General features: G+C 63.3%; 26 protein-coding genes and 2 tRNA genes. 18 read left to right on the top strand and 10 right to left on the bottom strand.

Features of this window, described 5'->3' with window-relative positions:
- Positions 1-52 precede the first annotated feature (52 nt).
- On the bottom strand, positions 53-775 hold the full coding sequence (locus N0P34_RS03270; RefSeq protein WP_275605586.1) for a DUF72 domain-containing protein: 723 nt from the start codon (positions 773-775) through the stop codon (positions 53-55).
- Positions 776-1,109: 334 nt separating this feature from the next.
- Between N0P34_RS03270 and N0P34_RS03265 the strand changes: the two genes are divergently transcribed.
- The 8 genes from N0P34_RS03265 to N0P34_RS03230 all read left to right on the top strand — a co-directional run bounded on the left by N0P34_RS03265 (position 1,110) and on the right by N0P34_RS03230 (position 9,889).
- Positions 1,110-2,939 carry a glucose/sorbosone family PQQ-dependent dehydrogenase gene (locus tag N0P34_RS03265; protein WP_275605585.1) on the top strand — a complete coding sequence of 610 codons (1,830 nt, stop codon included), beginning with the start codon at positions 1,110-1,112 and terminating at the stop codon, positions 2,937-2,939.
- A 117-nt stretch (positions 2,940-3,056) separates the two neighbouring features.
- Complete coding sequence (locus tag N0P34_RS03260; protein ID WP_275605584.1) at positions 3,057-4,019, top strand: NAD-dependent epimerase/dehydratase family protein; 963 nt, start codon at positions 3,057-3,059, stop codon at positions 4,017-4,019.
- Positions 4,020-4,076: 57 nt separating this feature from the next.
- Positions 4,077-4,712 carry a cupin domain-containing protein gene (locus N0P34_RS03255; RefSeq protein ID WP_275605583.1) on the top strand — a complete coding sequence of 212 codons (636 nt, stop codon included), beginning with the start codon at positions 4,077-4,079 and terminating at the stop codon, positions 4,710-4,712.
- 2 nt (positions 4,713-4,714) lie between these two features.
- Entirely contained in the window at positions 4,715-6,304 is a 1,590-nt protein-coding gene (locus N0P34_RS03250) for an ABC transporter substrate-binding protein (RefSeq protein WP_275605582.1), read from the top strand.
- Positions 6,305-6,364: 60 nt separating this feature from the next.
- The gene (locus tag N0P34_RS03245) at positions 6,365-7,411 is read left to right on the top strand and encodes an ABC transporter permease (protein WP_275605581.1); all 1,047 of its coding nucleotides are present in this window, start codon (positions 6,365-6,367) and stop codon (positions 7,409-7,411) included.
- Entirely contained in the window at positions 7,408-8,304 is an 897-nt protein-coding gene (nikC, locus tag N0P34_RS03240; RefSeq protein ID WP_275605580.1) for a nickel transporter permease, read from the top strand. The genes N0P34_RS03245 and nikC overlap by 4 nt, the downstream gene beginning before the upstream one ends.
- Positions 8,301-9,149, top strand: coding sequence for an ABC transporter ATP-binding protein (locus tag N0P34_RS03235; RefSeq protein WP_275605579.1), 849 nt, complete (start codon positions 8,301-8,303; stop codon positions 9,147-9,149). Before nikC ends, N0P34_RS03235 begins: the two co-directional genes overlap by 4 nt.
- On the top strand, positions 9,146-9,889 hold the full coding sequence (locus tag N0P34_RS03230; RefSeq protein WP_275605578.1) for an ABC transporter ATP-binding protein: 744 nt from the start codon (positions 9,146-9,148) through the stop codon (positions 9,887-9,889). The genes N0P34_RS03235 and N0P34_RS03230 overlap by 4 nt, the downstream gene beginning before the upstream one ends.
- Before the next feature lie 21 nt (positions 9,890-9,910).
- Here the strand turns inward: N0P34_RS03230 and N0P34_RS03225 are convergent, their stop codons facing one another.
- Positions 9,911-10,777, bottom strand: a complete 867-nt coding sequence (locus tag N0P34_RS03225) for an aldose 1-epimerase family protein (protein WP_275605577.1) — start codon at positions 10,775-10,777, stop codon at positions 9,911-9,913.
- Positions 10,778-10,906: 129 nt separating this feature from the next.
- On the opposite strand from N0P34_RS03225, the gene hrpB reads away from it, so the two are divergent.
- Positions 10,907-13,366: an ATP-dependent helicase HrpB gene (gene hrpB, locus N0P34_RS03220; protein ID WP_275605576.1), complete on the top strand. Its 2,460-nt coding sequence runs from the start codon at positions 10,907-10,909 to the stop codon at positions 13,364-13,366.
- Here hrpB and N0P34_RS03215 read toward each other — a convergent pair.
- Together N0P34_RS03215 and msrB are read right to left on the bottom strand one after the other, a co-directional pair.
- Positions 13,363-14,121 carry a TIM barrel protein gene (locus tag N0P34_RS03215; protein ID WP_275606912.1) on the bottom strand — a complete coding sequence of 253 codons (759 nt, stop codon included), beginning with the start codon at positions 14,119-14,121 and terminating at the stop codon, positions 13,363-13,365. The genes hrpB and N0P34_RS03215 overlap by 4 nt on opposite strands.
- Positions 14,122-14,141: 20 nt before the next feature.
- The gene (gene msrB, locus N0P34_RS03210; protein WP_275605575.1) at positions 14,142-14,546 is read right to left on the bottom strand and encodes a peptide-methionine (R)-S-oxide reductase MsrB; all 405 of its coding nucleotides are present in this window, start codon (positions 14,544-14,546) and stop codon (positions 14,142-14,144) included.
- A gap of 117 nt (positions 14,547-14,663) precedes the next feature.
- On the opposite strand from msrB, the gene N0P34_RS03205 reads away from it, so the two are divergent.
- A complete protein-coding gene (locus N0P34_RS03205; protein ID WP_275605574.1) occupies positions 14,664-15,278 on the top strand; it encodes a pyridoxamine 5'-phosphate oxidase family protein in 615 nt (204 codons plus the stop codon).
- Positions 15,279-15,299: 21 nt separating this feature from the next.
- Here the strand turns inward: N0P34_RS03205 and N0P34_RS03200 are convergent, their stop codons facing one another.
- Positions 15,300-16,034: a GGDEF domain-containing protein gene (locus N0P34_RS03200; protein ID WP_275605573.1), complete on the bottom strand. Its 735-nt coding sequence runs from the start codon at positions 16,032-16,034 to the stop codon at positions 15,300-15,302.
- A gap of 209 nt (positions 16,035-16,243) precedes the next feature.
- Here N0P34_RS03200 and N0P34_RS03195 point away from each other — a divergent pair, with 209 nt between their 5' ends.
- Positions 16,244-16,492: a PilZ domain-containing protein gene (locus N0P34_RS03195; protein WP_275605572.1), complete on the top strand. Its 249-nt coding sequence runs from the start codon at positions 16,244-16,246 to the stop codon at positions 16,490-16,492.
- An 81-nt stretch (positions 16,493-16,573) separates the two neighbouring features.
- Here N0P34_RS03195 and N0P34_RS03190 read toward each other — a convergent pair.
- The 3 genes from N0P34_RS03190 to N0P34_RS03180 all read right to left on the bottom strand — a co-directional run bounded on the left by N0P34_RS03190 (position 16,574) and on the right by N0P34_RS03180 (position 17,225).
- Positions 16,574-16,648 (bottom strand) — tRNA-Val (locus N0P34_RS03190).
- A 40-nt stretch (positions 16,649-16,688) separates the two neighbouring features.
- Positions 16,689-16,763: transfer RNA gene (locus N0P34_RS03185), tRNA-Val, on the bottom strand.
- Positions 16,764-16,865: 102 nt separating this feature from the next.
- Positions 16,866-17,225 (bottom strand): response regulator, encoded by a 360-nt coding sequence (locus N0P34_RS03180; protein ID WP_275605571.1) that lies wholly within the window; start codon positions 17,223-17,225, stop codon positions 16,866-16,868.
- A 193-nt stretch (positions 17,226-17,418) separates the two neighbouring features.
- Between N0P34_RS03180 and N0P34_RS03175 the strand changes: the two genes are divergently transcribed.
- From N0P34_RS03175 to N0P34_RS03155, 5 genes are all read left to right on the top strand, one after another.
- Positions 17,419-18,315, top strand: coding sequence for an N-formylglutamate amidohydrolase (locus tag N0P34_RS03175; protein WP_275605570.1), 897 nt, complete (start codon positions 17,419-17,421; stop codon positions 18,313-18,315).
- Positions 18,316-18,626: 311 nt separating this feature from the next.
- The gene (gene hisN / locus N0P34_RS03170; protein WP_275605569.1) at positions 18,627-19,433 is read left to right on the top strand and encodes a histidinol-phosphatase; all 807 of its coding nucleotides are present in this window, start codon (positions 18,627-18,629) and stop codon (positions 19,431-19,433) included.
- Between the two features lie 84 nt (positions 19,434-19,517).
- The gene (locus tag N0P34_RS03165) at positions 19,518-20,795 is read left to right on the top strand and encodes a pilus assembly protein TadG-related protein (RefSeq protein WP_275605568.1); all 1,278 of its coding nucleotides are present in this window, start codon (positions 19,518-19,520) and stop codon (positions 20,793-20,795) included.
- Positions 20,792-21,232, top strand: coding sequence for a TadE/TadG family type IV pilus assembly protein (locus N0P34_RS03160; RefSeq protein ID WP_275605567.1), 441 nt, complete (start codon positions 20,792-20,794; stop codon positions 21,230-21,232). Before N0P34_RS03165 ends, N0P34_RS03160 begins: the two co-directional genes overlap by 4 nt.
- Positions 21,229-21,636, top strand: a complete 408-nt coding sequence (locus N0P34_RS03155; RefSeq protein ID WP_275605566.1) for a TadE/TadG family type IV pilus assembly protein — start codon at positions 21,229-21,231, stop codon at positions 21,634-21,636. The genes N0P34_RS03160 and N0P34_RS03155 overlap by 4 nt, the downstream gene beginning before the upstream one ends.
- Before the next feature lie 106 nt (positions 21,637-21,742).
- Here the strand turns inward: N0P34_RS03155 and N0P34_RS03150 are convergent, their stop codons facing one another.
- Both N0P34_RS03150 and N0P34_RS03145 read right to left on the bottom strand, forming a co-directional pair.
- Positions 21,743-22,717, bottom strand: coding sequence for an alpha/beta hydrolase (locus N0P34_RS03150; protein WP_275605565.1), 975 nt, complete (start codon positions 22,715-22,717; stop codon positions 21,743-21,745).
- 199 nt (positions 22,718-22,916) lie between these two features.
- Positions 22,917-23,753, bottom strand: a complete 837-nt coding sequence (locus tag N0P34_RS03145; RefSeq protein ID WP_275605564.1) for a hypothetical protein — start codon at positions 23,751-23,753, stop codon at positions 22,917-22,919.
- 207 nt (positions 23,754-23,960) lie between these two features.
- On the opposite strand from N0P34_RS03145, the gene N0P34_RS03140 reads away from it, so the two are divergent.
- Both N0P34_RS03140 and dps read left to right on the top strand, forming a co-directional pair.
- Positions 23,961-24,416 (top strand): Hsp20 family protein, encoded by a 456-nt coding sequence (locus tag N0P34_RS03140; protein ID WP_275605563.1) that lies wholly within the window; start codon positions 23,961-23,963, stop codon positions 24,414-24,416.
- Positions 24,417-24,683: 267 nt separating this feature from the next.
- Entirely contained in the window at positions 24,684-25,157 is a 474-nt protein-coding gene (gene dps, locus N0P34_RS03135) for a DNA starvation/stationary phase protection protein Dps (protein WP_275605562.1), read from the top strand.
- Positions 25,158-25,721: the final 564 nt, after the last annotated feature.

The following is a 25,721-nucleotide window of genomic DNA, read 5'->3' as shown; positions in this document are numbered from 1 at the left end:
CGAGATTATTCGTTCCGATCGAGGCGAAAATCGGGCTGGACGGGCCTGCCCGTCACATCCGCGCCAGGATGGCCTGGAGTTCGAGGCCATTGCGCAGTGCGGCGCCGGAAGCGGTATTGTCGAAGATGCACCAGATATCGGCCTGGGCTTCGCGCATGATCTGGGCATAACGGGTTAGCTCCTGGACCGAATAGGCCGAAAAATAGACCCGTGGCGCGCCGTGCAGGCGCAGATAGGTGAAACTCCTTGCGCGCGGCTCGCGCCGCAGTTCCGGCTTTTGCGGATCGGCGAACACCCTGCCGATATCGGATTCGGCGAGCACGGCATCGACATCGGGCTGGCCCCAGCTGACATGTCGGGGCTCGATCACCACCTGGCCGCTGAGCCGTCGGCGCAGCAGGGTGAAGAAGAGGGCCGCCCGGGCGCGCTCGAACGCCAGGGAAGGCGGCAATTGCACGAGGATCGGTCCGAGCTTTTCGCCGAGCAGGGCAACGTCGTCGGCGAAGGCAGCGATCTCCTCCTCCGCATCCACGAGCTGCCGCTCATGCGTGATGGTTCTGGGCAGTTTCACGGAAAAGCGGAAATGAGCGGGCACCGCATCGTGCCAGTTCTGCCAGGTGGACGGGCGGTGGCGGCGGTAAAAGCTGGAATTGATCTCGACGGCGTCGAACACTCTGGCATAGCGCGCCAAGGCACTGCCGGCGCCCGAAAAGCGCTGCGACAACTCGCCCGAGATGCCCCAACCGGCGGTGCCGATGTGCTTGCGCGTAGCCATGCTAGGCGCTCCTTGCCACAAGAATGACGGCCAGCCGAGGCCTCCGCGCTGGCGATAACGTTTTAGGTGTAGCCCCGTTCCGATCAAGGATGGTGCGCAGGCGCGCGACGCGTCGGGGGAGGCGAAAGACGCCGGGCGTTCACGGAAAGCTGAAAAGAGCCGGGCCGCCGGTGAACCAAACTCCCTTGCCGGGCGTTGGTCCGTCAGACCCGGCATGTCTGCGCTGCGGCCTTCCCTATCCGAACCACTTCCGAGGAAAACCCCAATGGCTAGTGTTATAACCATGCGTCGTGCTGGCAGGAACAATCAGATCGGATTATGGGCGAGTGTCGCAATGGGCAGTTTGCTGCTTGCGCACCCCATGATCGTGACCGCACAGGAAACGCCGGTCGAGATCGAAAAAGGACAGAACGAATTGTTCTCATCGCGGGTCCTGACCACCGCGCTGAGCAATCCATGGGCCATGCACTGGGGTCCCGACGGCCAGATCTGGCTGACCGAGCGCACCAGCGGCGAGGTCACCAAGGTCGACCCCGTAACCGGTGCCCAGCAGGTCATCCTGACGTTGAGCGATGTCTATACCGGGCCCCAGCACGAAGGCCTTCTTGGCCTGGCGCTGCATCCCGAGCTTGGCGAAGGCACCGGCAACGACTTCGTCTATATCGGCTACACCGTCAATGTCGGCGACGAGACCACACCCCAAGCCTCCGCCCAGATCGTGCGCTACACCTATGATGCGGCCACCGGCCAGCTGGGCTCGCCCGAAGTGCTGATCTCCGGCCTGCCCGGCGGCAATGACCACAATGCCGGTCGCGTCGTCTTCGGACCTGACAACAAGCTTTATTATTCCATCGGCGAACAGGGCGCCAATTTCGGGCGCAATTTCCGCCTGCACAATCGGGCGCAGGACCTGCCCACCGCCGAGCAGGTGGAGGCCGAGGACTGGCAGACCTATTCGGGCAAGATCCTTAGACTCGAGCTCGATGGCTCGATCCCCGAGGACAATCCTGAAATTAACGGGGTGAAGAGCCATATTTATTCCTATGGCCACCGCAATCCTCAGGGCATCGCCTTCGGCCCCAATGGCGTGCTCTACGAAACCGAGCACGGCCCCTCGAGCGATGACGAGATCAACATCATCCAGCCGGGCGGCAATTATGGCTGGCCGCTGGTGGCCGGCTTTATCGACGACAAGGCCTATTCCTACATCAACTGGAGCGAGGCGCCCGAAAGCGTGCAGCGCATCACCACGCCCACACCCGAAGGCGTGCCGGAAACCCTCGAATCCGCGTTCCAGGGCGAGATGGTCGATCCGCTGGCGACCTATTTCACCGTCGAGAGCGATTTCCCCTTCGGCGAACAGTGCGGCTTTGTCTGTAACCCCACCATCGCGCCATCTTCGATACTCTTCTACGATGCGGGCGAGGACGGCATTCCCGAATGGGACAATTCCCTCCTTCTCCCCACCCTCAAGCATGGCGTTCTCTACGTCCAGAAGATGAGTGAAGACGGCACTGCCGCAGAGGGCCTGCCCGTTGCCTGGCTGGGCACGCAGAACCGCTATCGCGACGTACTGGTCTCGGAAGACGGCAAGACCGTTTATATCGCCACCGACGCCTTCGGCTCTGCCGCCCAGCTCTATGGCGACGAGCTGACCACGAGCGTATTGCACAATCCCGGCGCCATCCTCAAATTCACCTATGGCGGTGAAGAGGGGAATGCCCTTGGAGCAGGCGGTGGCTCGGCTGCGGGTGACGAGGCCCAGAAATTGGGCGGCCCGGAAGAGTCTGAAAATCCGGCCAATCTCGGTGCAGCCCCCGGGGCCGCGGCGCCCTCTGCCCCTGAAGCCTCGGCCACTCCAGCCGGTGGTGAAATGGACCTCGCTGCGCTGGTCGCGGCCGGCCAGCCGGAATTTGTCGCCAATTGCTCGGGCTGCCACGGGGTAAACGGGGAGGGCGGCGCCGGCGCGGTTCTCGCCGCCAATCCAAACCTGTCCGACGCTGCCTTCGTCGCCTCCACCATCATCCACGGCATGGGTTACATGCCGGCGGTGGGCGCTGATCTCTCCGATGAAGTCGTCGCCCAGATCGGCAGCTATATCCGCAATTCCTGGGGCAATGATTTCGGCCCGCTGACCCCTGAAGAGGCAGCCGCCCAGCGCTGATCGCGCCACAGGCAAAGTGTTTGGAGAGGCGGGACAGTCCCGCCTCTTTTTTTGACCGTGCGCCCTAATGGCCCATGGGCTAGAGTGCCGGCAAACAGGATTTGAGCCGGACTTTTCATGACCATAGCAATCATCGGTGGCAGCGGATTTCTGGGCCGCAACGTGGCCCTGCGCCTTCTGGCCCATGGCGAGAAAGCGCTTGTCGTTCACCGTGGCAACGAGCCGGCCAACCTCCCCGACGCCATTGCCATCGCCCATGCCGATCGCGCCGACGAGGCCGCGCTGGTCGAGATCTTCCGCCAGCATGATGTCAGCGTCGTCATCGACATCTTTGCGCTCAGCCTTGGCAACACGCAGGCCGTGATCAATGCCGCGCGCGCCGTGAAGGCCCGCTATATCCTCACGAGCTCCGTCGACGTCTACGCCAATTATGAGGGCCTTCTCAAGAAGGGCGCGCCACCGGTCCGTCTCGAACCATCCGATGAAGATGCGCCGCTGCGGACCATGCGCTACCCCTATCGCGGCAATTCCCGCCGTCCCCAGGGTGTCAGCGACGACCTCTTCGACAATTACGACAAGATCGTCATCGAGGATGCCGTGCGCGCTGCCGGCATGGACTTTGTCATCCTGCGTCCCCCGATGATCTTTGGCGTCGCCGACAAGCAGCGCCGTTTCGGCTGGGTCGCCGACAATGCCAAGGGCGAGACTTTTGCCATGGATGAGCGCGCCTATGGCTGGCTCAATTCCTATGGCTATGTCGAAGATATCGCCGAGGCCTTCGTGCTCGCCGCGCTCCACCCCAAGGCCAGCGGCCGCACCTATAATGTCGGCCAGAACTTTGTTCGCCCCGCCGCCGACTGGGCTCGCCTCCTGCTCCCCATGCTGGGCTCGAAGGCCGAAGTCGTCGCGGCGCCGCCCGGGCAAGGCATCTGGGCAGACCGGGCCGAGGCCATGGATCTGCGCTATCCCCTCACCCTCGACACCACCCGCATTCGCGCTGAACTCGGCTTTGCCGAGATCATCGATGAAACCGCGGCACTGGAAAAAACGCTTCATTCCTATACAATTAGACAGGATTGACCGCCGCTTTCCGATCTGTTTAGTGTAGCTAAACAGATCGACGACAGGGAGGGCGCGTTGGATCCTGCTACCACCGCACCGACCCTGGGCAACAGGCTGAGGGCTCGTCGTCGCGAGCTCGGCCTCACCATTGCCAGCGTCGCCCAGGCGAGCGGGCTGACCGTCGGTTTCATTTCCCAGATCGAGCGCGACATTTCCCGGCCCTCGCTTGTCTCGCTCTATGCGGTGGCGCGCGCGCTCGATACCGGCGTCGATCAGTTTCTGTCTGAGGCCCCGCCCCGCCAGCACCAGATGGTCTCCCACTCGACCAAGCGGGCGAAATTCTCGCTCGGAGCCACTGCGCCCTCCTACGAATTTCTGGAGCCGGGCTTTGCCGATGCGGCGCTCAATGCCTGCATCACCCATATTCCCCCCGGCTTTGCCTCCGAAATCATGCGCCATGAAGGCGAGGACTTCGTCTACCTGATCAGCGGCACCATGCTCTACGTCGTCGACGGGGTGGAATATCCGCTCGAAGCGGGCGGCACGCTGCATTTCGCGTCCAGCCTGCCGCATATGTCGCGCAATCCGGGCCAGGACACGGCCATAGAACTCTGGGTCGGCACCATGAAGGTGTTTTCCGAATATGCCGGCCCGGCTGAAAAAATCGTCGCCGCTGCCGGGAACGCAGCCGATAAACCAAGGGAGATTTGACGATGAAACTAATGAGGACGCTGACCGCGGCGCTTCTGGGCATGACCATGCTCACCGGCGTCACCTATGCAGCCACCCCCGCCAATACGCTGGTGATCGCCGACGCGCTCGACGACATCATCACCCTCGACCCCGGTGAAGTGGGCGAAGTGGGCGGCATCATGGCCGCCAAGCAGATCTACCAGACCCTGATCGCCCCCGACGTCAAGGACCCGACCAAGATCTACGGCGTCCTGGCCGAAAGCTGGACCGTCTCGGAAGACGGCAAGACGTTCACCTTCAAGATGAACCCGGCCGCCAAGTTCGCCTCGGGCAATCCGGTCACCGCCCATGACGCCGAATTTTCGCTGCGCCGCGTGGTCAAGATGGCCTCGCGCTCGGCCTTCCTTTTGACCCAGCTCGGCCTCTCGGCTGAAAACGTCGAAGAGCGCATCAAGGCGACCGATGACGCGACCCTCGTGTTCGAAATCGGCGAACCCTACGCCGAATCCTTCGTGCTCTATGCCCTTTCCTCGCACAGCGGCGGCATCGTCGACAGCAAGCTCGTGATGGAAAACGAGGTCGATGGCGACATGGGCAATGCCTGGCTCAAGCAGGCCAATTCAGCCGGCTCCGGCCCCTATGTGCTCGGCACCTGGACGCCCAAGCAGTCCATCATGCTCAACCGCAACGAAAACTTCTGGCAGGAAGCCCCTGCCATGGAGCGCATCTTCTTCCAGCACGTTCCGGAAAGCGCTGCCCAGCGCCTCCTGCTCGAAAAGGGTGACATCGACATCGCCAACAAGCTCGGCGCCGACGACCACGCCTCGATCGCTGGCAATGCCGACGTCAAGACCCTAGATGGCAGCTCCGGCGTCATCTATTATTTCGGTCTCAACGTCCGCAACGAAGCCCTCTCCAAGCCCGATTTCGTCAAGGCGATGAAGTATCTCGTCGACTATGAAGGCATCGAGCAGACCATCGGTCAGGGCACGATCAAGACCCACCAGACCTTCGTTCCCGAAGGCTTTTTGGGCGCCATCGACCACAACCCCTATTCGCTCGATATCGAAAAGGCCAAGGAACTGATCGCTTCGAGCGGCGTGCAGACGCCCGTCAAACTCGACGCCGTCGTCTGGAACACGCCTCCCTACACCGACTTCGCCCAGGCCGCTCAGGCCACCATGGCGCAGGCCGGCGTTGAGCTGAACCTGCTCGTCGTCGACGGTCAGCAGTGGCTGGAACGCTACCGCTCGGCCGATCTCGACATCTGGGTTGGTCTCTGGGGTCCGGACTATCCAGATCCGCACTCCAACGCCAAGGCCTTTGCCGTCAATTCCGAAGACACCCCGGATGGCTCGTCGAGCCTTGCCGACCGCTTCGGTTGGGACGCTGGCGATATCTCGCCGCGCACCATGGCCGCGCTGCGCGAGAACGACAACGAGAAGCGCCGTCAGATGTACGAGGAAATCCAGCTCGAACACACCGACATCTCGCCCTTCCTCTACATGTTCCAGGAAGTGCGCCGCGTCGCCGTCCGCGCCAATGTCGAAAACCTCGAACTGGGCCTGACGCTGTCGGACGACCGCTATTGGAAGGCCACCAAGAACTAGTCCCCAACTCCGGCGTGGCGGCTCCGGCCGCCGCGCCCTCCTCGTGACCAGGACCGATCCGTGGCCGCTATCGCCTCTCCAAATCTCGTGCGCCTCAAGCGCATCGCCAACGGGCTGGTCACCACCGCCATAACCCTGCTCGGCCTTGTCGCGCTGACCTTTTTCATCGGCCGCGTCATCCCGATCGATCCGGTCCTCTCCATTGTCGGCGAGAAGGCGACGCCGGAAGCCTATGACAAGGTTTTCTACGAGCTCGGCCTCGATAAACCGGTCTGGGAACAGTTCACCTCCTATACGCTGAAACTCCTCCAGGGCGATTTCGGCACCTCCTTCACCACCACGCGCCCCGTCCTCACCGATCTCCTGAGCTTTTTCCCCGCCACGCTGGAGCTGGCAACGCTTGGCCTCGTCCTCGGCGTTGTGCTCGGCATTCCTGCCGGTGTCGCCTCGGCCTATTGGCACGACAAATGGCCCGATCACCTCATCCGCATCATCGGCCTGATCGGCTATTCGGTGCCCATCTTCTGGCTCGGCCTCGTCGGGCTCTATGTGTTTTACTATAAGCTCAGCTGGGTCGCCGGCCCCGGACAGCTCGACGTCTTCTATGTCGGCGTGGTCAAGCCCATCACCAATTCCATCCTCATCGACAGCCTGCTGCGCGGCGAGTGGGAGGTGTTCTGGAACGCTGTCAGCCACATCATCCTGCCGGTCTGCCTCATCGGCTATTTTTCCATGGCCTATCTCTCGCGCATGACGCGCTCGCTCATGCTCGACCAGCTCACCCAGGAATATGTCCTCACCGCGCGCCTCAAGGGCGCCAGCGAGCTTGAGGTCGTGCTCGGCCATGCCCTGCGCAATGCCGCCATTCCGCTCGTCACCATCATCGCCCTCTCCTATGGCGGGCTCCTCGAAGGTTCGGTGCTGATCGAAACCGTCTTCGGCTGGCCCGGCATCGGCAATTACATTGCCTCCTCGCTGTTCCGGGGCGACATCAATGCCGTGCTTGGCGGCACCTTCCTTGTCGGCGCCATCTTCATTCTCCTCAATCAGCTTTCGGACGTGCTCTACGCCACGCTCGACCCGCGCACCCGGGAGGCCAGCAAATGAGCGCCGTGGACACCGCGCTTCCCGTCGACAGCGCCGGTCGCGCTCGCTGGAAGCAGATCGTCAGCTTTTCCCGCCGCTTTGCCCGCAATCCCCTGGGCATGTTCGGCCTCTTCATTCTTCTGGCGCTCCTCTTCTGCGCCGCCTTTGCCGAGCTGATCGCGCCCTTTGACCCCTACCTGCCCAATCTTGCCGCCCGCCTTACCGCGCCCGGGGCCGAATTCTGGCTCGGCTCGGACGAACTCGGGCGCGACATCCTCTCCCGCGTCATCTATGGCTCGCGCCTGACCCTCCTTATCGTCGCGCTGGTGATCGTCACCTCGGCCCCCATTGGCCTGCTCATCGGCGTCGTTTCCGGCACCTATGGCGGCTGGCTCGATGCGCTTTTCATGCGCATCACCGACGTTTTCCTCGCCGTCCCCAAACTGCTCCTGGCGCTGGCCTTCGTCGCCGCCCTCGGCCCCGGCATCGTCAATGCCGCCATCGCGATCACGCTCACCGCCTGGCCGCCCTATGCCCGCATGGCCCGCGCCGAGGCCCTCGCCGTGCGCAACAGCGATTATGTGAACGCCGTCCGCCTCGCCGGGGCGTCGGAGTTCCACATCATCTTCTTTCACATCATCCCGATGTGCCTCTCCTCGGTCATCGTGCGCATGACGCTCGACATGGCCGGCATCATCCTCACCGCCGCGGGCCTCGGCTTTATCGGCCTCGGCGCCCAGCCGCCCCTGCCCGAATGGGGCGCCATGATCTCCACCGGCCGCAAATTCATCTTCGACCAGTGGTGGGTGGCAACCGTCCCCGGCTTTGCCATCTTCATCGTCTCGCTCGGCTTCAACCTTCTGGGTGATGCCATCCGCGATCTGCTCGACCCGCACCTGAAGGCCAGATCATGACCGCGCCCCTGGCCGAAATCAAAAACCTGCGCATCTCCTTCCCCACCGAAGAGGGCGGCTGGCATCAGGCCGTGCGCGGCGTCAGCTTCGCGCTCGGCCGCGAAAAGCTCGGCATTGTCGGCGAGAGCGGCTCGGGCAAATCCCTCTCCGGCCGCGCCCTTCTCGGCGTCCTGCCCGATTACGCCCGCGTCGAAGCCGATATATTGTCGTTTGACGGGATCGACTTGCTCAAAGCCAGCCGCGGCGAAAGGCGAAAACTGCGCGGCAGCCGCCTCGGCATGGTACTGCAGGACCCCAAATTCTCCCTAAATCCGGTCATGCCGGTGGGCAAGCAGATCGTCGAAGCCATCCGCATCGGCAATCGCAAGCTGGGCAAGACCGAGGCGAAAAAGATCGCGCTCGACATGCTTGAAAGCCTGCACATCCGCAATCCGGAGGCCGTGTTCGATCGCTACCCCCATGAGCTTTCGGGCGGCATGGGCCAGCGCATCATGATCGCCATGATGGTGGTCCGCGAACCCGATCTGCTCATTGCCGACGAGCCCACTTCTGCCCTCGACGTCACCGTGCAGATGCAGGTGCTCAACATTCTCGACGAGCTGGTGACCCGCCGCCAGATGGGACTGATCTTCATCAGCCACGATCTGCAGCTGGTCAGCCGCTTCTGCGACCGCATCATCGTCATGTATGCCGGCCAGATCGTCGAAACCCTCGCCGCATCCGATCTGCACAAGGCCGAACATCCCTATACCAGAGGCCTGCTCGCGTGCCTCCCCACCATTGACGGACCGCTCGATCCCTTGCCCACCCTACAGCGCGAAGACGCCTGGAGACAGGCGCTATGACAAAGCCAGACAATATCCTCACCGTCGACAATCTCTCCGTCCGCTTCAGCTCCACCACGGTGGTTGATGATGTCAGCTTCGCCGTCGCCCGCGGCGAGAGCTTTGGGCTCGTCGGCGAAAGCGGCTCGGGAAAATCGACCATTCTGCGCACCATCATGGGGCTCAATGCCGACTGGTCCGGCACCATCACGCTCGACGGCGCCCCGGCCCCCGACCGGTCGCGAAAAGCATTCGCCCAGCGCGCCCAGATGGTGTTCCAGGACCCCTATGCCTCGCTTCATCCGCGCCATCTCATCGGCAAGGCCATTGCCGAGCCCATGCGCATCCACGGCATGGCCAATGCCGAGGCGCGGGCGCTGGAACTGCTCGACCTCATCGGGCTGGGTCAGAATTTCGCCTATCGCTATCCGCACGAGCTTTCGGGCGGCCAGCGCCAGCGCGTTGCCATTGCCCGCGCCCTCGCCCTCTCGCCAAAACTGCTGCTGCTCGACGAGCCGACCTCGGCTCTCGACGTTTCCATCCAGGCCGAAATCCTCAATCTGCTCAATACGCTGCGCGAAAAGCTCGACCTGACCTTCATCATCGTCAGCCACAATCTGGCTGTGGTCTCTTACATGTGCGACCGCTTCACCGTGCTGCAGAACGCACGGCTGGTGGAAACCGTCACCCGCGAGCAATTGCGCGCCCGCGACCTCAAGGCGGACTATACCCGCGAGTTTGTCGCGGCCAGCAGCCTCTGACCGCCTCTCAAGGCGGTGGGATCAACCGATCAGTTCGGCCCGGAAGGAATAGCGCGCCGTCGCACCGGCCTCGAGCAGCACCGTATAGGGCCGCTGGTCGAGCGCATCGCTGCCGCCCACTTCGGCTGCCATCCCGTGCCAGGGTTCAAGGCAAATAAAACCCGCGCCCGGCTTGGTCCACAGCGCCAGATTGGGCAGATTTTCCCAGGTGAAGTGCACTGCGGGGCCGTTCTCGCTGGCATAGCGCAGGCCCTTGCCGGCACCCTGCGGGAAGATCATGGCGTCATTTTCAAAATCGGCGTGGTTGAGGGTCAGCCGGCCCGCCTCGAAGGGCGAATGTCCGGCCACCGGATTGACCAGCCCGCCGGAGAGCCGGAAGACCTCGGGAGCACCGCCATTGTCCAGCGCTACGGAATGGCTTTGTCCTTCTCCACCGGGCAAGGGCCAGGCAAAGGCAGGGTGAAAGCCCACGCCAAAGGGCATGGTTCTTGTATCGCGATTGCTCACGGTCGCGGTAACCACGACCGCCCGTCCCTCGAGCCGGTGCTCGATATCGAGCTGGAAATCGAACGGAAACATCGCCCGCGTCGGCTCGGAGGCCTCCAGCCGGTAGATGCAATGCTCGCGCCATTCTTCGACAAGGGTAAAGGCGCTGCGCCGGGCAAAGCCATGCTGGCCCATCTGGTAACGCTCGGTGCCGACGCTGATCGTATCCATCGGGGCGCGGCCCACCATGGGGAACAGGATGGGCGAGCGTCCGGTCCAGAAGCTGGCATCGCCGCTCCACAGCCAATTGCGACCGTCGCGGGTCGAAAGCGCCTGCATTTCCGCCCCGAGCGCGGCCACGTCGACGGTAAGCTCGCTATTGCTGATCCGCGTGAGTTGCATGCGTCCTCCGACGACAAAAGTCCTTTTTGGCACCGGACCCTAGCCCGCAGTCACGAAGAAGAAAACATTCGTCACCGGCAAGTGCTTGAGCCATTTACACCAGCCGGGTAAGCAGCGGGTAAAGGAGCCATGAAAATCCCCTTCCCCAAATTGCCACCCCTGCCCATCGATGCCGCCCTGCCCGCCCTCTGCGACGCGCTCGTAAAGGGCAGCGCCGCCGTGCTCGTGGCCCAGCCCGGCGCCGGCAAGACGACACGCGTACCCCTGGCATTGCTCGACGCATCCTGGCGCGGGGACGCCAAGATCATCATGCTCGAACCCCGCCGCCTCGCCGCCCGCGCTGCCGCCCGGCAGATGGCCAAACTCATCGGCGAGGATGTCGGCGGCACCATCGGCTACCGCGTCCGCCTCGAGAGCAAAATCTCCGCCCGCACCCGCATCGAGATCGTCACCGAGGGTGTCTTCACCCGCATGCTGCTCGACGATCCGGAATTGTCCGGCGTCGCCGCCATCATCTTTGACGAATTCCACGAGCGCAGCCTCGACGCCGATCTCGGCCTCGCTTTGGCGCTCGACGCCCGCGCCCTGCGGCCCGATCTGCGCCTCCTCGTCATGTCCGCCACCATCGACGGCGCGCGCGTGGCCAAATTGCTCGACAATGCCCCGGTGATCGACAGCCCCGGCCGCACCTTCCCGGTCGAAACCTTTTATGCCGAGCCCGACCCGCTCAAGCGCATGGAAGACCAGGTGACGGCCGCAACCCTAAAAGCCCTGCGCGAGCACGAAGGCTCCGCCCTCGTTTTCCTCCCCGGCCAAGGCGAAATCACCCGCACCGCCGAGCGCCTCGCCACACGCCTCCCGCCCAATACCGATCTGGCTCCGCTTTATGGCCAGCTCAGCCCCGCCGAGCAGGACGCCGCCATCCAGCCCGCCCCCGACGGACGACGCAAGATCGTCCTCGCCACCTCCATCGCCGAAACCTCGCTGACCATCGAAGGCGTGCGCATCGTCATCGATTCTGGTTTCCGCCGCGTCCCCGTCTATGAACCGGCCACCGGGCTCACCACGCTCGCCACCACCCGCGTCTCGCGCGCTGGCGCCGATCAGCGCCGTGGCCGCGCCGGCCGCACCAGCCCGGGTGTCTGCATCCGCCTCTGGAATGAGGGCCAGACTTCGGCGCTCGAAGCTTTCGACACGCCCGAAATTCTCGCCGCCGATCTCTCGGGTCTAGTCCTCGACCTCGCCGCCTGGGGCGTCTCCGACCCGGCGCAAATGGGCTTCCTCGATCCCCCGCCTGCGCCTGCCTGGACCGAGGCCAAAACACTCCTCACCCGCCTCGACGCCATCGACGCATCCGGCCATCTGACATCGGCCGGAAAAGCCCTCGCCAAACTCCCGCTCCACCCGCGCCTCGCCCATATGGTGGTCGCAGGGGCCGAGGATGGCGACGCGCAAACCGCTGCCGACCTCGCCGTGCTCATCGGTGAACGCGGTCTCGGCGGCGACGACATTGATCTCGCCCGCCGCCTCGACCGCTTCCGCACCGATCGCTCCCGCCGAGCCGACGATGCACGCAGCCTCGCCCGTCGATGGGCCAAGCTTGCGGGCGGCGCATCGGGCGAAAATCGCGACGCTGGCCATCACCTCGCCCGCGCTTTTCCTGATCGCGTGGCGCAGCCCGCCGGCCCGCGCGGCCGTTTCCGCCTCGCCAATGGCCGTCAGGCCCAGCTCGAGGAAACCCATTCCCTCGCCGGCGCGCCCTTCATCGTCGTGGCTGATCTCACCGGCAGCGCCACCCAGGGCCGCATCCGTTCCGCCGCCGCGCTCGATCCCGCCGATCTCGAAACCCTGTTCGGCCACCGCATCACCGACGACACCATTCTCGCCTTCGACACGGCCTCCGGTTCGGTCCGTGCCCGCCGCCAGCGCCGGCTCGATGCGCTGCGCCTCGCCGACGAGCCCGCGCAGGTCACGGATCTCGAACAAGCTGCCGAAATTCTCGCAGCCTCGGTGTTGAAACGGCCCGAAACCCTGCCCTGGAGCAAGGAGCAAAAGGCCCTGCGCGCCCGCTCCACCTGGCTCCACCAGACGCTCGGTGATGATTTTCCGGATCTCTCGGATACGGCCCTTGCCGCCGATCCGGCCTGGCTTGTCCCCCATATTCTAGGCGAAACGCGCCTCTCCGATATCTCGGCCGATCACCTCGGCATGGCGCTCGAAAGCATTTTGCCCTGGGCCAAGAAGCAGGAAATGGAAAAGCACCTGCCCAGCCATTTCCACGCGCCCTCAGGCAGTCACCTGCCCATCGACTACGCCGCCGAAAACGGCCCGGCGCTCGAAATCCGCGTGCAGGAATTGTTCGGGCTCGACCGCCACCCCTCCATCGCCAATGGCAAGGTGCCGCTGCTGCTGGTGCTCCTGTCGCCCGCCCGCCGCCCGATCCAGACGACGCGCGATCTCCCCGGCTTCTGGCGCGGCTCATGGAAGGATGTCGTCAAGGATCTCAAGGGCCGCTACCCGCGCCATCCCTGGCCCGACGACCCGATAGCCGCCCCGGCCACCAGCCGGGCCAAGCCACGCGGCACCTAGAGCGTTTCCAGGAAAAGTGGGCCGCGCATCCAGCCCAGCCCGGCGCTGGTGCCTCCCGCCGGTCGATATTCCGCCCCGACCCATCCCCCATAGCTTCCGAGCGCAGAAAACACGGCGTCAAAATCGATGCTTCCCGTTCCCGGCTCATGCCGTCCGGGGCAATCGGCGATCTGCACATGCCCGATCAGCGGCGCCAGCCGGACGAAATTGTCCACCAGCGCCTCGCCCATCATCGCCATGTGATAAAAATCAAATTGCAGCCTCAGATTGCCATGGCCCACCGCCTTGAGCACCCGCTCGGCCTCTGCAAGGCTCGACAGCCCATAGCCCGGCATGTCCACGGAATTGATCGGTTCGATCAGCGCCATGATCCCATGCTGGGCCAGTTTCTCCGCCGCCCAGCCGACATTGTCGGTGAAGACGGCCTCCGCCTCTTCGGCCGATACGCCCTCGGGCACATTCCCGGCCATGAGGTGCAGTTTCCGGCAGTCCAGTGCCTCGGCACAAGCAATCGCCGTCTCGATCCCCGCCCGAAAAATCGCGACCGAACCCGGCTGGCAGGCAAAGCCACGTTCGCCGGCACCCCAGTCCCCTGCCGGCGAATTGAACAGCGCCACCTTTACACCCGCAGCGCGCGCCGCCTCGGCCACCGCGTCGGGCGAAAACTCATAGGGGGAAACAAACTCGACGCCGCCAAACCCATCCCGGGCGGCGGCGTCGAAACGGTCGAGAAAACCATGCTCTGTGTAGAGCATGGTCAGATTGGCCGAGAATTTCACGCCTTGGGCAGGAAGTTCAGCGCCACGCCATTGATGCAATAGCGCAGGCCGGTCGGCGGGGGACCATCGGGGAAGACGTGGCCGAGATGGCTGCCGCAGGTGGCGCAATGGACTTCGGTGCGCACCATGCCGTGCGAGCGGTCGACAGTGGTCTCCACGCTGCCCGGCAGCGGGTCATTGAAACTCGGCCAGCCGGTGCCGCTCTCGAATTTCAGGCTCGATTCGAACAGCGGCGTATCGCATCCGGCGCAGGCGAAGCTGCCCTGGCGCGTCTCGTGCAGCAGCGCGCAGCTGCCGGGGCGCTCGGTGCCATGCTCGCGCATGATATAAAACTGCTCGGGCGTCAGCCGTTCGCGCCATTCCGCATCGGTTCGGGTCACAGGATAGGCATGGGCATCCATGGGGCGCACTCCATTGCTCGGGCTTTCATTTGGCTTTGATATAAGGTTAGCTTGCCGCCTGTGCCAGCGCTATCGCCTTCAATTCGCGCTGATCCCCCCTTTGCGCGTGGCAGACCCATGACCAGAATTTCCAGCATTGCCGAGCTTGAAGCGCTCTACCTGCCTGCTCCGGCACCCGCCTCGACCGTTAAGGTTTCCGACAGCATCACCCCGCATTATCGCACCCTGATTGCGGCCAGCCCCTTTGTTGCCCTCGCCACCGCCGGTCCGGAGGGGCTCGATTGCTCGCCCCGTGGCGACAGGCCCGGCTTTGTGCGCGTCCACGACGACAAAACCCTGATGCTGCCGGACCGACGCGGCAATAACCGCATCGATAGCCTCAAGAACATCATCCGCGACCCGCGCTGCGCCCTGCTCTTCCTCATTCCCGGCTCGGGCACCACGCTTCGCGCCAATGGCCGCGCCCATCTCTCCGTCGATCCCGATCTGCTTGAAAGCTTTGCCGTGGAGGAGAAAGCGCCGCGAACGGTCATCGTCTTCGACATCGATGAAATCTATTTCCAGTGCGCCCGCGCCATCATCCGTTCCGAACTCTGGAACTCCGCGCGCCACGTCGATCCGGCGACCCTGCCCACCCCCGGCGAAATCCTCGCCGCGATGACGGCCAACGCAGTCGGCGGCGACGCCTATGACAAGGCCTGGCCGGACCGCGCAAAACAGACCATGTGGTAGGAAAAAGAGCCCAACCCTCGTCTATGACGGCTCGGGCTGGATTGCCTTGCGCGCCGCCTTGTTGCGGTAGAGGTCCGTGTCACTGGCCGCAATAGCGTTGTTGAAATCAAGGCCTTTGCTCGCCCTCACCGTGCCAATCGATGTCCCCAATTCCACTGTGTTATCGCCGAGGCGTGCCCTGAACTTTCTGGTCGCGGCCTTGCTGATGGCGTCGATGTCCAAATCCCCAGCGCCCTCCTGGGAGCGGGGGGAAAAGGCACAGAACTCATCCCCACCGATTCGAGCGATCAGCGCCTTGTCTCCCAGGCGTTCCCGCAGCGCTTCGGCCACGGAGACAATGGCCTCGTCACCCGCCAAATGGCCCAGCCGGTCGTTGATCTGCTTGAGGTCATCGACATCGGCAAGCAGGAATATTCCGGCAATGCCGTGGTGCTGGGAAAGGTTGAACTGTTCGACAAAGCTGCGCCGATTGAGCAGCCCCGTCAGCGGGTCGACACTCGCACGCCGGGCCAGTTCGGCGGCGTCCGCAAGCAATTGCTTGTAGGACTCTTCGAGACGCTCCAGCCGCGTGAACCAGAACAGGCCGAGCGGCAGGGCGATCAAGAACGGCAATGTTATCCGCACGAGCACGGTAACGAGGTCCGCCTCGGCACCAATTGCCATCCGTACGCCTGTCGAGATCGATATCGACACGGCCCCTGCCCAGACCGCGACGATAGCCGTACGTCTCCAGACAAGCCTTGACGGCCAATGCATCAGTAATTCTCTACTCAGCTGATTTCGTTGGCCGACCGTGTCATCCAGACGTAACCAAGCTGCTAAGAAGGCAGGCAAGATTGCGGGTATTCCGGCCCAAGGGGCGCTCATGTTGCCCCCTCCGGAGCACTCGCCTATCCTGTTGCCAATGCAGACAGTTTTAGCGTTTTCCTTTACACTAGGGGGAACAGCTCGGGCTAAGAGGGGGCATGGACAAACTTCTAGACCGGCGAGACGAACGACGCTCGCCTCCCGTGTTGCGCGGCCCCGCCCAGATCGCTGCCGATCCGGCGAGGCTGGACGTCATCATCGTCAACGTGTCCCGTTCCGGCGTCATGATTGCCTTGCCCGAAGACACAGCCCTGCCGGATCGAATCAGCCTGATCGTCGGCACCATGGTGCAACCTTGCGAAGTGATCTGGCGAGACGGCGCGAGCGCAGGCCTGCGCTTCGCCTGAGGCTCAAGCGCAGACAGGCTGCAATGACAGGCAAGCCGACACGGCAATCGGGATGATCGGCTAGGCAGGAAATCTGGAAAATGGTGGGAGTAACAAGGATTGAACTTGTGACCCTTCGCGTGTGAAGCGAATGCTCTCCCGCTGAGCTATACTCCCACTCCGCAAATCCCCTTCAGGGGAAGCGGCCGGAAAGAGATGGTGGGCGTAACAAGGATCGAACTTGTGACCCCTACGATGTCAACGTAGTGCTCTCCCGCTGAGCTATACGCCCATCTCTCCGGGTCGGTGCAGCATCGCTGCTCCGATGACGGGGGATAGACCACAAAACCATTTGGCAGGTCAAGGGGGTCAATCGCACGCCTGTGGAAAGTTTTTATGCTGCCAGCAAACGCTCCACTTCGCTGACCAGATCACGCAAATGGAACGGCTTGGACAGCACTGAGGCATCCTTGGGCGCATCGCTGTCCGGGTTGAGGGCAACGGCGGCAAAGCCGGTGATGAACATGACCTTGAGGTCTGGATCGAGCTCGGTGGCGCGCCGCGCCAGCTCGATGCCATCCATTTCCGGCATCACGATATCGGACAGCAGCAGCGAAAAAGGCTCTTCGCGCAGGCGCTCGTAAGCAGACAGCCCGTTGTCGAAGGAAACCACCTCGTAGCCCGCATTTTTAAGGGCGCGCGTAAGGAACTGGCGCATGTCGTTGTCATCTTCAGCGAGAAGAATTCGCTTCATCAAAAACCCCTGGGGCCTGTTCACTGAGTCGCTACACGGGCGATGTTTAGTCCACTTTCGTGCGGGCGCAACCGCCTGCCCCCGCATTAGCGCGAATTTACGCACAACTGGACAAGATTGCCGCGCCGCGCGACACTGATGTGACGAGCAAATCACTTGCGGCGGACGTCAGCGCCGCACCGGGGGAGACAGCGTGCGATCCGACTACTGGGATCAACCGGCATTCGAAACCATCAGGCCGCGGCGCCTCGTGGCTCCGATTGTGTTCAATTCCCCCCATTCGGGTCGGGTCTATCCGCCCCGCTTCCTGGCCATGACGCGGCTCGATCACCTGTCCATTCGCCAGTCCGAAGACGCTTTCGTCGATGAGCTGTTTTCGCGTGCGCCCCATCTTGGCGCGCCGCTATTGCGGGCGCATTTCCCGCGGGCCTATCTCGATGCCAATCGCGAACCCTGGGAACTCGATCCCACCATGTTCGTCGAGCCGCTGTCGGACCGGTTCAACACCAATTCCCCCCGCGTAGCGGCAGGGCTGGGCACGCTGGCGCGCGTCGTTGCCGAGAACAAGCCGATCTATCGCGAGCGCCTGACGATCGAGGATGCGCGCATGCGCATCGAGGGGATCTACCATCCCTATCACGCCGCCCTGCAAAAGCTCCTGAGCGAGGCCCTTGGCAGTTTCGGCGTCGCCGTGCTGATCGATTGCCATTCCATGCCGCGCATTGGCCGGCATGGTGAGCGCGCCACGCCCGACATCGTGCTGGGCGACCGCTATGGCACCACCTGCGCCGGTTCGCTGGTCGATCTTGTGGAAACCGCCTTTACCACCGCGGGTCTGCGCGTCGCCCGCAACCGGCCCTATGCGGGGGGCTTTTGCACCCGGTCCTATGGCCGCCCGCAACATGGCGTTCATGCCCTGCAGATAGAAATCAGCCGGCACCTCTACATGAATGAAACCACGCTCGAAATGCACTCCGGCTTCGAGCCATTGCGCACTATCATCGATAAATTGATCCACACCCTGATCGGGCTCGATCTGATGAGCCTGGCCGCCGCGCCCATTTCCACCGAAAAGGCCGCTGCCGAATAGGACGCGCCCCCTCCCCAAAACAGAAGGGCCGCCACGAGGGCGGCCCAGTCAAGGGAGGAACGATGATAGGGCCCGCGTCACGCAGATCCCCAACACCATGCCTGATCAGGATGATCCCCGGCGCGCCGGCGCACAAGGCCGCCGAACCCTTATGCCGCCGATGACAGCGCTCTTGTTGCAAAAATGAATCAGCGGGCGCCCACCAGGGACGCCAAGGCGCTTCTTTTTTGCCGCGCGAGCCGCTAGAGCATGCGCAAGCCGCGCATGGCATGTCTGCTCCCGCGCCTCCATCCAGCCCCAGGGATCGCCCCATGCCCGATATCGACTTTGCCCGCATCGAAGCCGTCCTGCTCGCTGCCGCCGCTGCTGCGGCCGAACGCACCCTGCCGCTGTTTCGCACCGGGCTGGCCGTGGATAACAAGCTCACGTCAGGCTTTGATCCGGTCACCGAGGCCGACAAGGGCGCCGAAACCGCCATTCGCGCCGTCATCGCCGAAAGCTTTCCCGATCACGCCATCATCGGGGAGGAATGGGGCACGACGGGCGCAAGCCAGTTCAGCTGGATCATCGACCCCGTCGATGGCACCCGTGCCTTCATCTCCGGCGCTCCGGTCTGGGGCACGCTGATCGGATTTGCCGTCGATGGCGTGGCGGTCGCCGGCGTGATGAGCCAGCCCTTTATCGGCGAGACCTTCCTTGCCGTCCCCGGCGCCTCGCGCTATCGCCGCGGTGAAACGATCGCCCCCAACCGCACCAGCGGCGCCACCGAGCTCGCCGGCGCCCGGGTATTCACCACCACGCCGAAGCTTTTCGACAGCCCGGCGCTCGCCGCCAAATGGCAGGCGATCGAGGCGGCAACGCGCCTCCAGCGCTTCGGCATGGATTGCTATGGCTATGCCCTGCTCGCGGCCGGCCATGCCGATCTCGTCATCGAGCCCCATCTCAACAGCTATGACATCGCCGCCCTCATCCCCATCATCCGCGAAGCGGGTGGGGCCATCGCCTGCTGGGATGGCAGCGACCCCACCGGCGGCGGCGACGTCGTGGCCGCAGCGACCCCCCAATTGCTCGAAAAGGCCCTCGACCTGATCGCCTCGACGGAAAATTCTGAGCGCTGACCGCTATTAACGCGCGCATACATCAGCCATTAACCAAGGCGCCGTATTGGTAGAAATACCGGGGGCGGGCGAAATTATCTCATCATGAAAAAGGCAGTGGGTTTTCTACGCCATGATGGCGGCGCCATTGCCGTCATCTTTGGCTTGCTCCTGCCGGCCCTGCTGGGCTTCGCCGCGCTGGCGATCGAAGTCGGCCATTGGTACACCGAGCGCGACAAATTGCAGATCGCCGCCGATGCCGCCGCCTATAGCGCGCTCGTCGCCTACAGTATCGAGGACGATCTCGATCAGGCCCTTGCGGTCGGCGAAACCCAGGCGCGCGCATCCGGCTTCACCGGCCCTTCAGCCCAGATCACAATCGAAATTCCGTCGCCCGATGGCACATTGGGGCCCAATTCGTCGCGCGCCATTCTCAAGGCCAATCCGCGGCTATATCTGTCGGGACTGTTTCTCGACATGGCCTCGATCGAGATCGGCGCCGTCTCCTACGCCACCTTCGACCCGGTGCGCGAAACGGTCCCCTGCATGCTGGCGCTCAAGCCCAACCAGTCGCGATCCATCCTCGTGGCTGCCAGCGTGCAGGTCAATATGGGCTGCGTCGTTGCCAGCAATTCGAGCAATGGCGACGCGATCTGGGCCGAGGGCACCTCGTCGCTCAAGGCCAGCTGCATCAAGACCCCGGGCTCGACAGCCACCAATGGCGGCGCCAAGATTACGGTCACCGATTGCCCCAATGGCCAGATCGAGCGCGCCACCTCGACCACCCCGTTCACCGACAAGCCCTTTTGGGGCGGCCCGGGCGTTCCCGACACCCCGACCTTTGTCGACCAGTCCATTGCCCAGGGACGCTATGGCGTCGGCATGCCGGCCGGCGACAAGCTCAACCCCGGAAAATACGGCAAGCAGGTGGAAATCGACGGCAGCGTTACACTCGCGCCCGGCGTCTACTATTTCTCCGCCGGTTTCAGGGCCACGCCCGGCAGCCGGATCAGCGGACAGGGCGTCACCATCTTCGTCAACCAGACCAAGGTGCTCGACATCGCCCAGAACGTGCACTGGAACCTCAGCGCCCCCACCACCGGCCCCACTGCAGGCATGGCCATCATGGGCAATCCCGCCATCACCGGGGGCACGGTGCGCCTCATCGGGGTGATCGGCAATGTCGGCGGGGCGGTCTATTTCCCCAATCAAGTGCTCCAGACCGAGAGCGGCCCGAACCAGCCCACCGCCCGGTGCACCCAGATCGTGGCCAGCATCATCGACATTCGCGGCGGCGGCACCATCAACAATAATTGCGCTGAGGCCGGTGGCTCCGCCGGCAGCGCCAGCACGGTGCGCCTCGCCAGGGGACCGGCGACATGAGGCGCCTGTCCGGGCCCATCGCGCATTTCTGCGCCGACCACCGGGGCAATGCCGCGGTGGAATTTGCCATTCTGGTGCCGGTCCTGATGTTGCTGGTGGCGGGCACGGTCGATCTGGGCTTCGGCTTCCAGCGCAAGCTCGAACTGCAATCGGCGCTCAACACCGGCCTGCAGCATGTCATGCAGACCCAGGGCAAGGAGATCGCGACCACCAGGACCGTCATCGCCCACGGCCTCGCCAAATTCGACGGCGTCGACCTCGAGGCCCGCACCTTCTGTCGCTGCGCCTCCGGCCCGGAGGGCTGCACCATGACCTGCGAGGCCGGGCTCGATCGCTTCGCCACGGCCACCGCCCTCATACCCTACAAGACCCCGATCTTCGACGTGGAGATGGAGCTTTTGGCGACATTCGAAGTCTATGTGGGCAAGGCCGAATGAGCCCCGCACCCTCCCGGCCGGCATGGCGGTTCTGGCGCAACACGCAAGGAGGCACGGCGATCGAGTTTGCCATCGTCGCCCCGGTCTTTTTCCTGTGCGCCCTGGCGTTTATCCAGGTCGGATATGGCATCTATGCCCAGTCGACCATTTCGCAGCTGGCAGAAAAAGGCGCGCGGCATCTCCTCTTTGCCGATAATGACATCAAAGGCGCCGAGGAGGTCATCCTGGCCGGCTTGGCCGGCACCCCCCTCGATCCCGGCCACCTCACCATGTCCGCGCAGCGCCTCTCCCAGCCCTATTCCCACGTCCAGCTGACGCTCAACTACGTCTTTGTCCCCCCCGGCATCCCCTTGCCCCGGGACATTATCCTGCGCTCGGTCGTGCTCGTTCCGGTGAGCAAATAATCCCCTGGAGCGTTTCCAGGAATGTGGACGCCACTTTTCCGGTTCGGAAGCGCGACTAACTCGGACGAAGAGTGATTTCATCGCGTCCACGACGCGGTGATATGCTCTAGCGGGTCTGCTCGGTGATGAAGGCGTCGAAAGCGGCCAGGACCTGTCCGCGGATCGCGTCGTTTTCCATGAACAATTCGTGCCGCGCGCCGGCAATGATCATATGCCGTCCATTGCGCAAGCGGAGACCCAGCTTTTCGATGGCGGGGGTCGAGACGATCTCGTCCCGCGCCGCGCCCAATATCAAGAGGGGGATCTGCATGCGCGTGGGAAAACTGTCCTTTCCCGCCTCGACCATGGCCCGCATGGCCGCGCCCAGCCAGCGGAAGGTGGGCGAGCCGATATAGAGCCCGTCATCGGCCTTGATCGTCTCGACCATGCGCATGTAGCGCACGGGGTCGGAGGTCAGCGGATTGTTGGCGAAGCCGGCTTCTGTCGGCCTCTGGTCGCCGCGCCTTGCATAGGGCAATCGCCCGAGCCCGAGAAAGCTGGCCAGTTCGGCAAGCCGGGCGGTGCGGGCAATGGCGTGCTCCATATTGTGCAGGCTCACCATCGGCGCCGACAGGAACACGCGGTCGAACATCATCCGGTCGCGCGTCGCGGCAAAAAGGCTCGCCAGCCCGCCCATAGAATGGCCGACGAGATAATAGGGCCCCGGGCAATCGGGCAGCAGGATCTTTGCGTGAAAACTGCGCAGATCGCTCCAGTAATCATCGAAATGATCGACATAGCCAAGTGTTGGATTGCCGATCAGCCGCTGCGAGCCGCCCTGCCCGCGCCAGTCGAAGGTGGCGACGGCAAAGCCGCGCGCCTGGAAATCGGCGATGGTCTCGAAATATTTCTCGATATATTCGGTTCGTCCCTGCACGAGGCAGACCGTGCCCCGGTGCGGGCCCGCCGATTTCGGCCAGATGGCATAGCGCAGCTGCACCCGATCCACCGTCTCGAGATAGCCCACGCGAACCCCTTCGGGGGCCGGATTGGACGGGGTGATAACGAGTCTGGGACCGTTGGGGTCGACCTGGGCGGTCAAATTGCTGCCTCCACGCTGTACGCGACCCACGATAATCACGCCCGGTAAACAAAGAAAAGCCAGCATCCCGGCAAGGAGATGCTGGCTCTCTTTTCCTTGCGGATCCTGTGCGGGGGGCGGATGACAGGATCCTCAGGTGTCATGAACGGAATAGGTGACCGTTCACTGCCCTCTTGTAGAATTCAACGCCTGAACGCAGTCAGACTGAAGCGTTCATTTCGTGTTCAGCGCGCGGCCACAGCGTGTCGGGCTCCCGGCCGATCGTTCGGGCCAGCATGTCCCTTGTGGCCGTCTCGAACCGGGTCGGCCATTCGGCGCCCACCGCCGCGGCCAGGCGACGGGCCCGCGGAAAAAAGGCCTGCGCGATGGCCAGTTGCGCCGAGATCAGCGCCTCCTTTTCCGGCCCCGGATAAGGCAGGTCGAGTAGCACCTGCATCTCCCCCTCGGGCAGGATCTTGCTCAGGTGCAGCATGCCGCCCCGATCGGGAAGGGGCAGGGCCTCCTGCATGATCTGGCTCAGCATGTCGCGCAGAAGCCCCGTGCCCATCACCATCACCACCCATTCCTTCCGGCCGAGCCCGACGGCGGTGAGGCCGAGGACGCGGATGAACTCCCAGACCAGCTCTTCGATCCGGCGCGGATCGGCCCGATGATCGGGCAGGCTCTCGGCCAGTCCGGCGTAAAGGCCGGCCGGGTCGACAAGCGGCACCAGCTGATCCTTGGCCCGTCCTCGGATCTGGGCTGCCTCGACCAGATTGAGATCGATCCGCAGCCAGCGCTGGTCGATGGCATTGATCAGCGTGCCGCCGCGCGGCAATACCTTGAAATAGAGAAGCGGTTCGCCTTGTTCGAGCCAGTTGCGCCACCAGTCTGTAATGGCCTCATGTCGCCCTGCCGGAGCCAGTCCGACGAGATCGATATCGCTCCAGAAATCTGCACTGCCCCGTCCATGAGAGCCCCCGAGAAAGAGGCCGTCAAACAGGCCCGAGGCGGCTGCGTCGCGCTGGAGGTTCTCGGTGAACGCGTTGATCGACATGCGGTTTTCTCCCGTTCCGCGGTGCAAAAAAATCTGCGTATTTTCCCCTGGCGCGCCCTCTTGAACGCCGAAACGGGGCTCCTACATCTGTGGTGTTCGCCGGATAGCCGGGAACAAAAGGTCCGTTGGATTCAGTGCTCGCCACACCCGGGAGCGCCGCCATCGGACTGGAACCGCAACCACGTTGCTCAATGGAGAATGTGTATCATGCAGACCATCGATTTCTCTCCCTTCTACCGCTCCACCGTCGGCTTTGATCGCCTGTTCAACCGCCTCGACAGCCTGGGCGCGCAGGAGACCAAGACCTACCCGCCCTATAATATCGAGCGCACGGGTGAAGATGCCTACCGCATCTCCATCGCGGTTGCCGGCTTCTCCAATGGCGACATCGCCATCGAGACCAAGGAAAACTCCCTGGTCGTCAAGGGCGCCAAGCCAGCCGAGACTGCCGATACCAAGCGCGAATTCCTCCATCGCGGCATTGCCGAGCGTGCCTTCGAGCTGCGCTTCCAGCTGGCCGACTATGTCGAGGTCCAGGGCGCCAGCCTCGAGAACGGCCTGCTCCATCTGGAACTGAAGCGCGAATTGCCCGAAAGCAAAAAGCCGCGCACCATCCAGATCAATGGCAGCACCCCGTCCATTGAGGACAAGTCTGTGAACTAAGGCTTGTGTGAGCTGAGTAGTGAGGCGCGGTCCGCAGGGGCCGCGCTTTTTTCATGCCCTGGTCCCTCCATGGGCCCGTGCTTCCCTCGGGCCTGACCCGAGGGCCATTCTGCAAACCCCCAAGGGTCAGTTCTTAGCGGAGAGTGCCCCTCGGGTCAGGCCCGAGGGCAACTCCGTGCAAAGACACACGCACTGACGCTCGCTCGGAACCACAGCCCGGCCTGACTGGTTGTTCGGGCAGAACCTCCAGCGTCAAAGGATCTGACCATGAAGACCCCCTCCATCGACCTCAAGTCCAATACCAAGTCCACTGTCATCGGCATCCTCAATGCCCGGCTTGCCGATAGCATCGATCTCGCGCTGATCACCAAGCAGGCCCACTGGAACCTCAAGGGCCTCAACTTCATCGCCGTGCACGAAATGCTCGATCCGATGCGGGCCGAACTCGACACCCATGTCGACACCATCGCCGAGCGCGTGGCCCAGCTCGACGGCATTGCCCTGGGCACCAGCCAGATCGTCGCCAAGTCTACCCAGCTTGCCGCCTATCCCACCGACATCCGCAAGACCAATGACCATCTCGCCGCCCTTGCCGAGCGCTATGCCGCCCTCGCCAATCAGGTGCGCGAGGATATCGATGCGACTGACGAGGCCGGCGACCCCACCACCGCCGACATTCTCACCGCGTTCTCCCGCGACCTGGACAAGAATTTGTGGTTCATCAAATCGCATCTTGAATAAGCGATCCACTATTGTCCTATTTCGCCAACCCAGGCGAAATAGGACATCTCTCGGATAATTCCGATAAAGTAGGACTTTCGCCTAAAATATGCGCAGCCTGCTGCCTCTTTGTGCAAATAGCCCCTCAAAGTCCTACAAGTCCTATCCTAAAAAACCTGCAGTCCTATTTTTTTTCGTCGAAGTCCAACGTTCCTGCTTGTACGCAGTTTTGAATCGTGCAAATGTCGGCGCGTTAGGGCAGCACGACTGTCCTATCTGACGCGTCGCCCCGCTCTCCGCGGCCAGCGCGCGCGCTGGTCCGGCTGGCCCGCTACGAGATAGCGGAAACGGACAGGCGGGGCTAAGATCAGCCCGAATTATGAGCGGCCATTTGGATGCAGCGCCGCTCCCCATGCATGGATGGTTTTCGTTCATCCGAGCCGCTCCCCTTAAAGGCGCGACCCGAACGGACCCCGTGCCCGCCAGCAAAGACTGCATCCAGCGGGCCGGCAGCGGCACCAACAGGATGCGCACGACATAGTAAATTCTGCCTGGCGACAGGCGATCAGATAGCGAGGACCACGA

The organism is Devosia sp. FJ2-5-3 (genome assembly GCF_029201545.1).
In the GTDB taxonomy this organism is placed as follows: Bacteria; Pseudomonadota; Alphaproteobacteria; order Rhizobiales; family Devosiaceae; genus Devosia.
The sequence above is the reverse complement of the archived record's forward strand: the minus strand, read 5'-3'. Positions and strand labels throughout refer to the sequence as shown.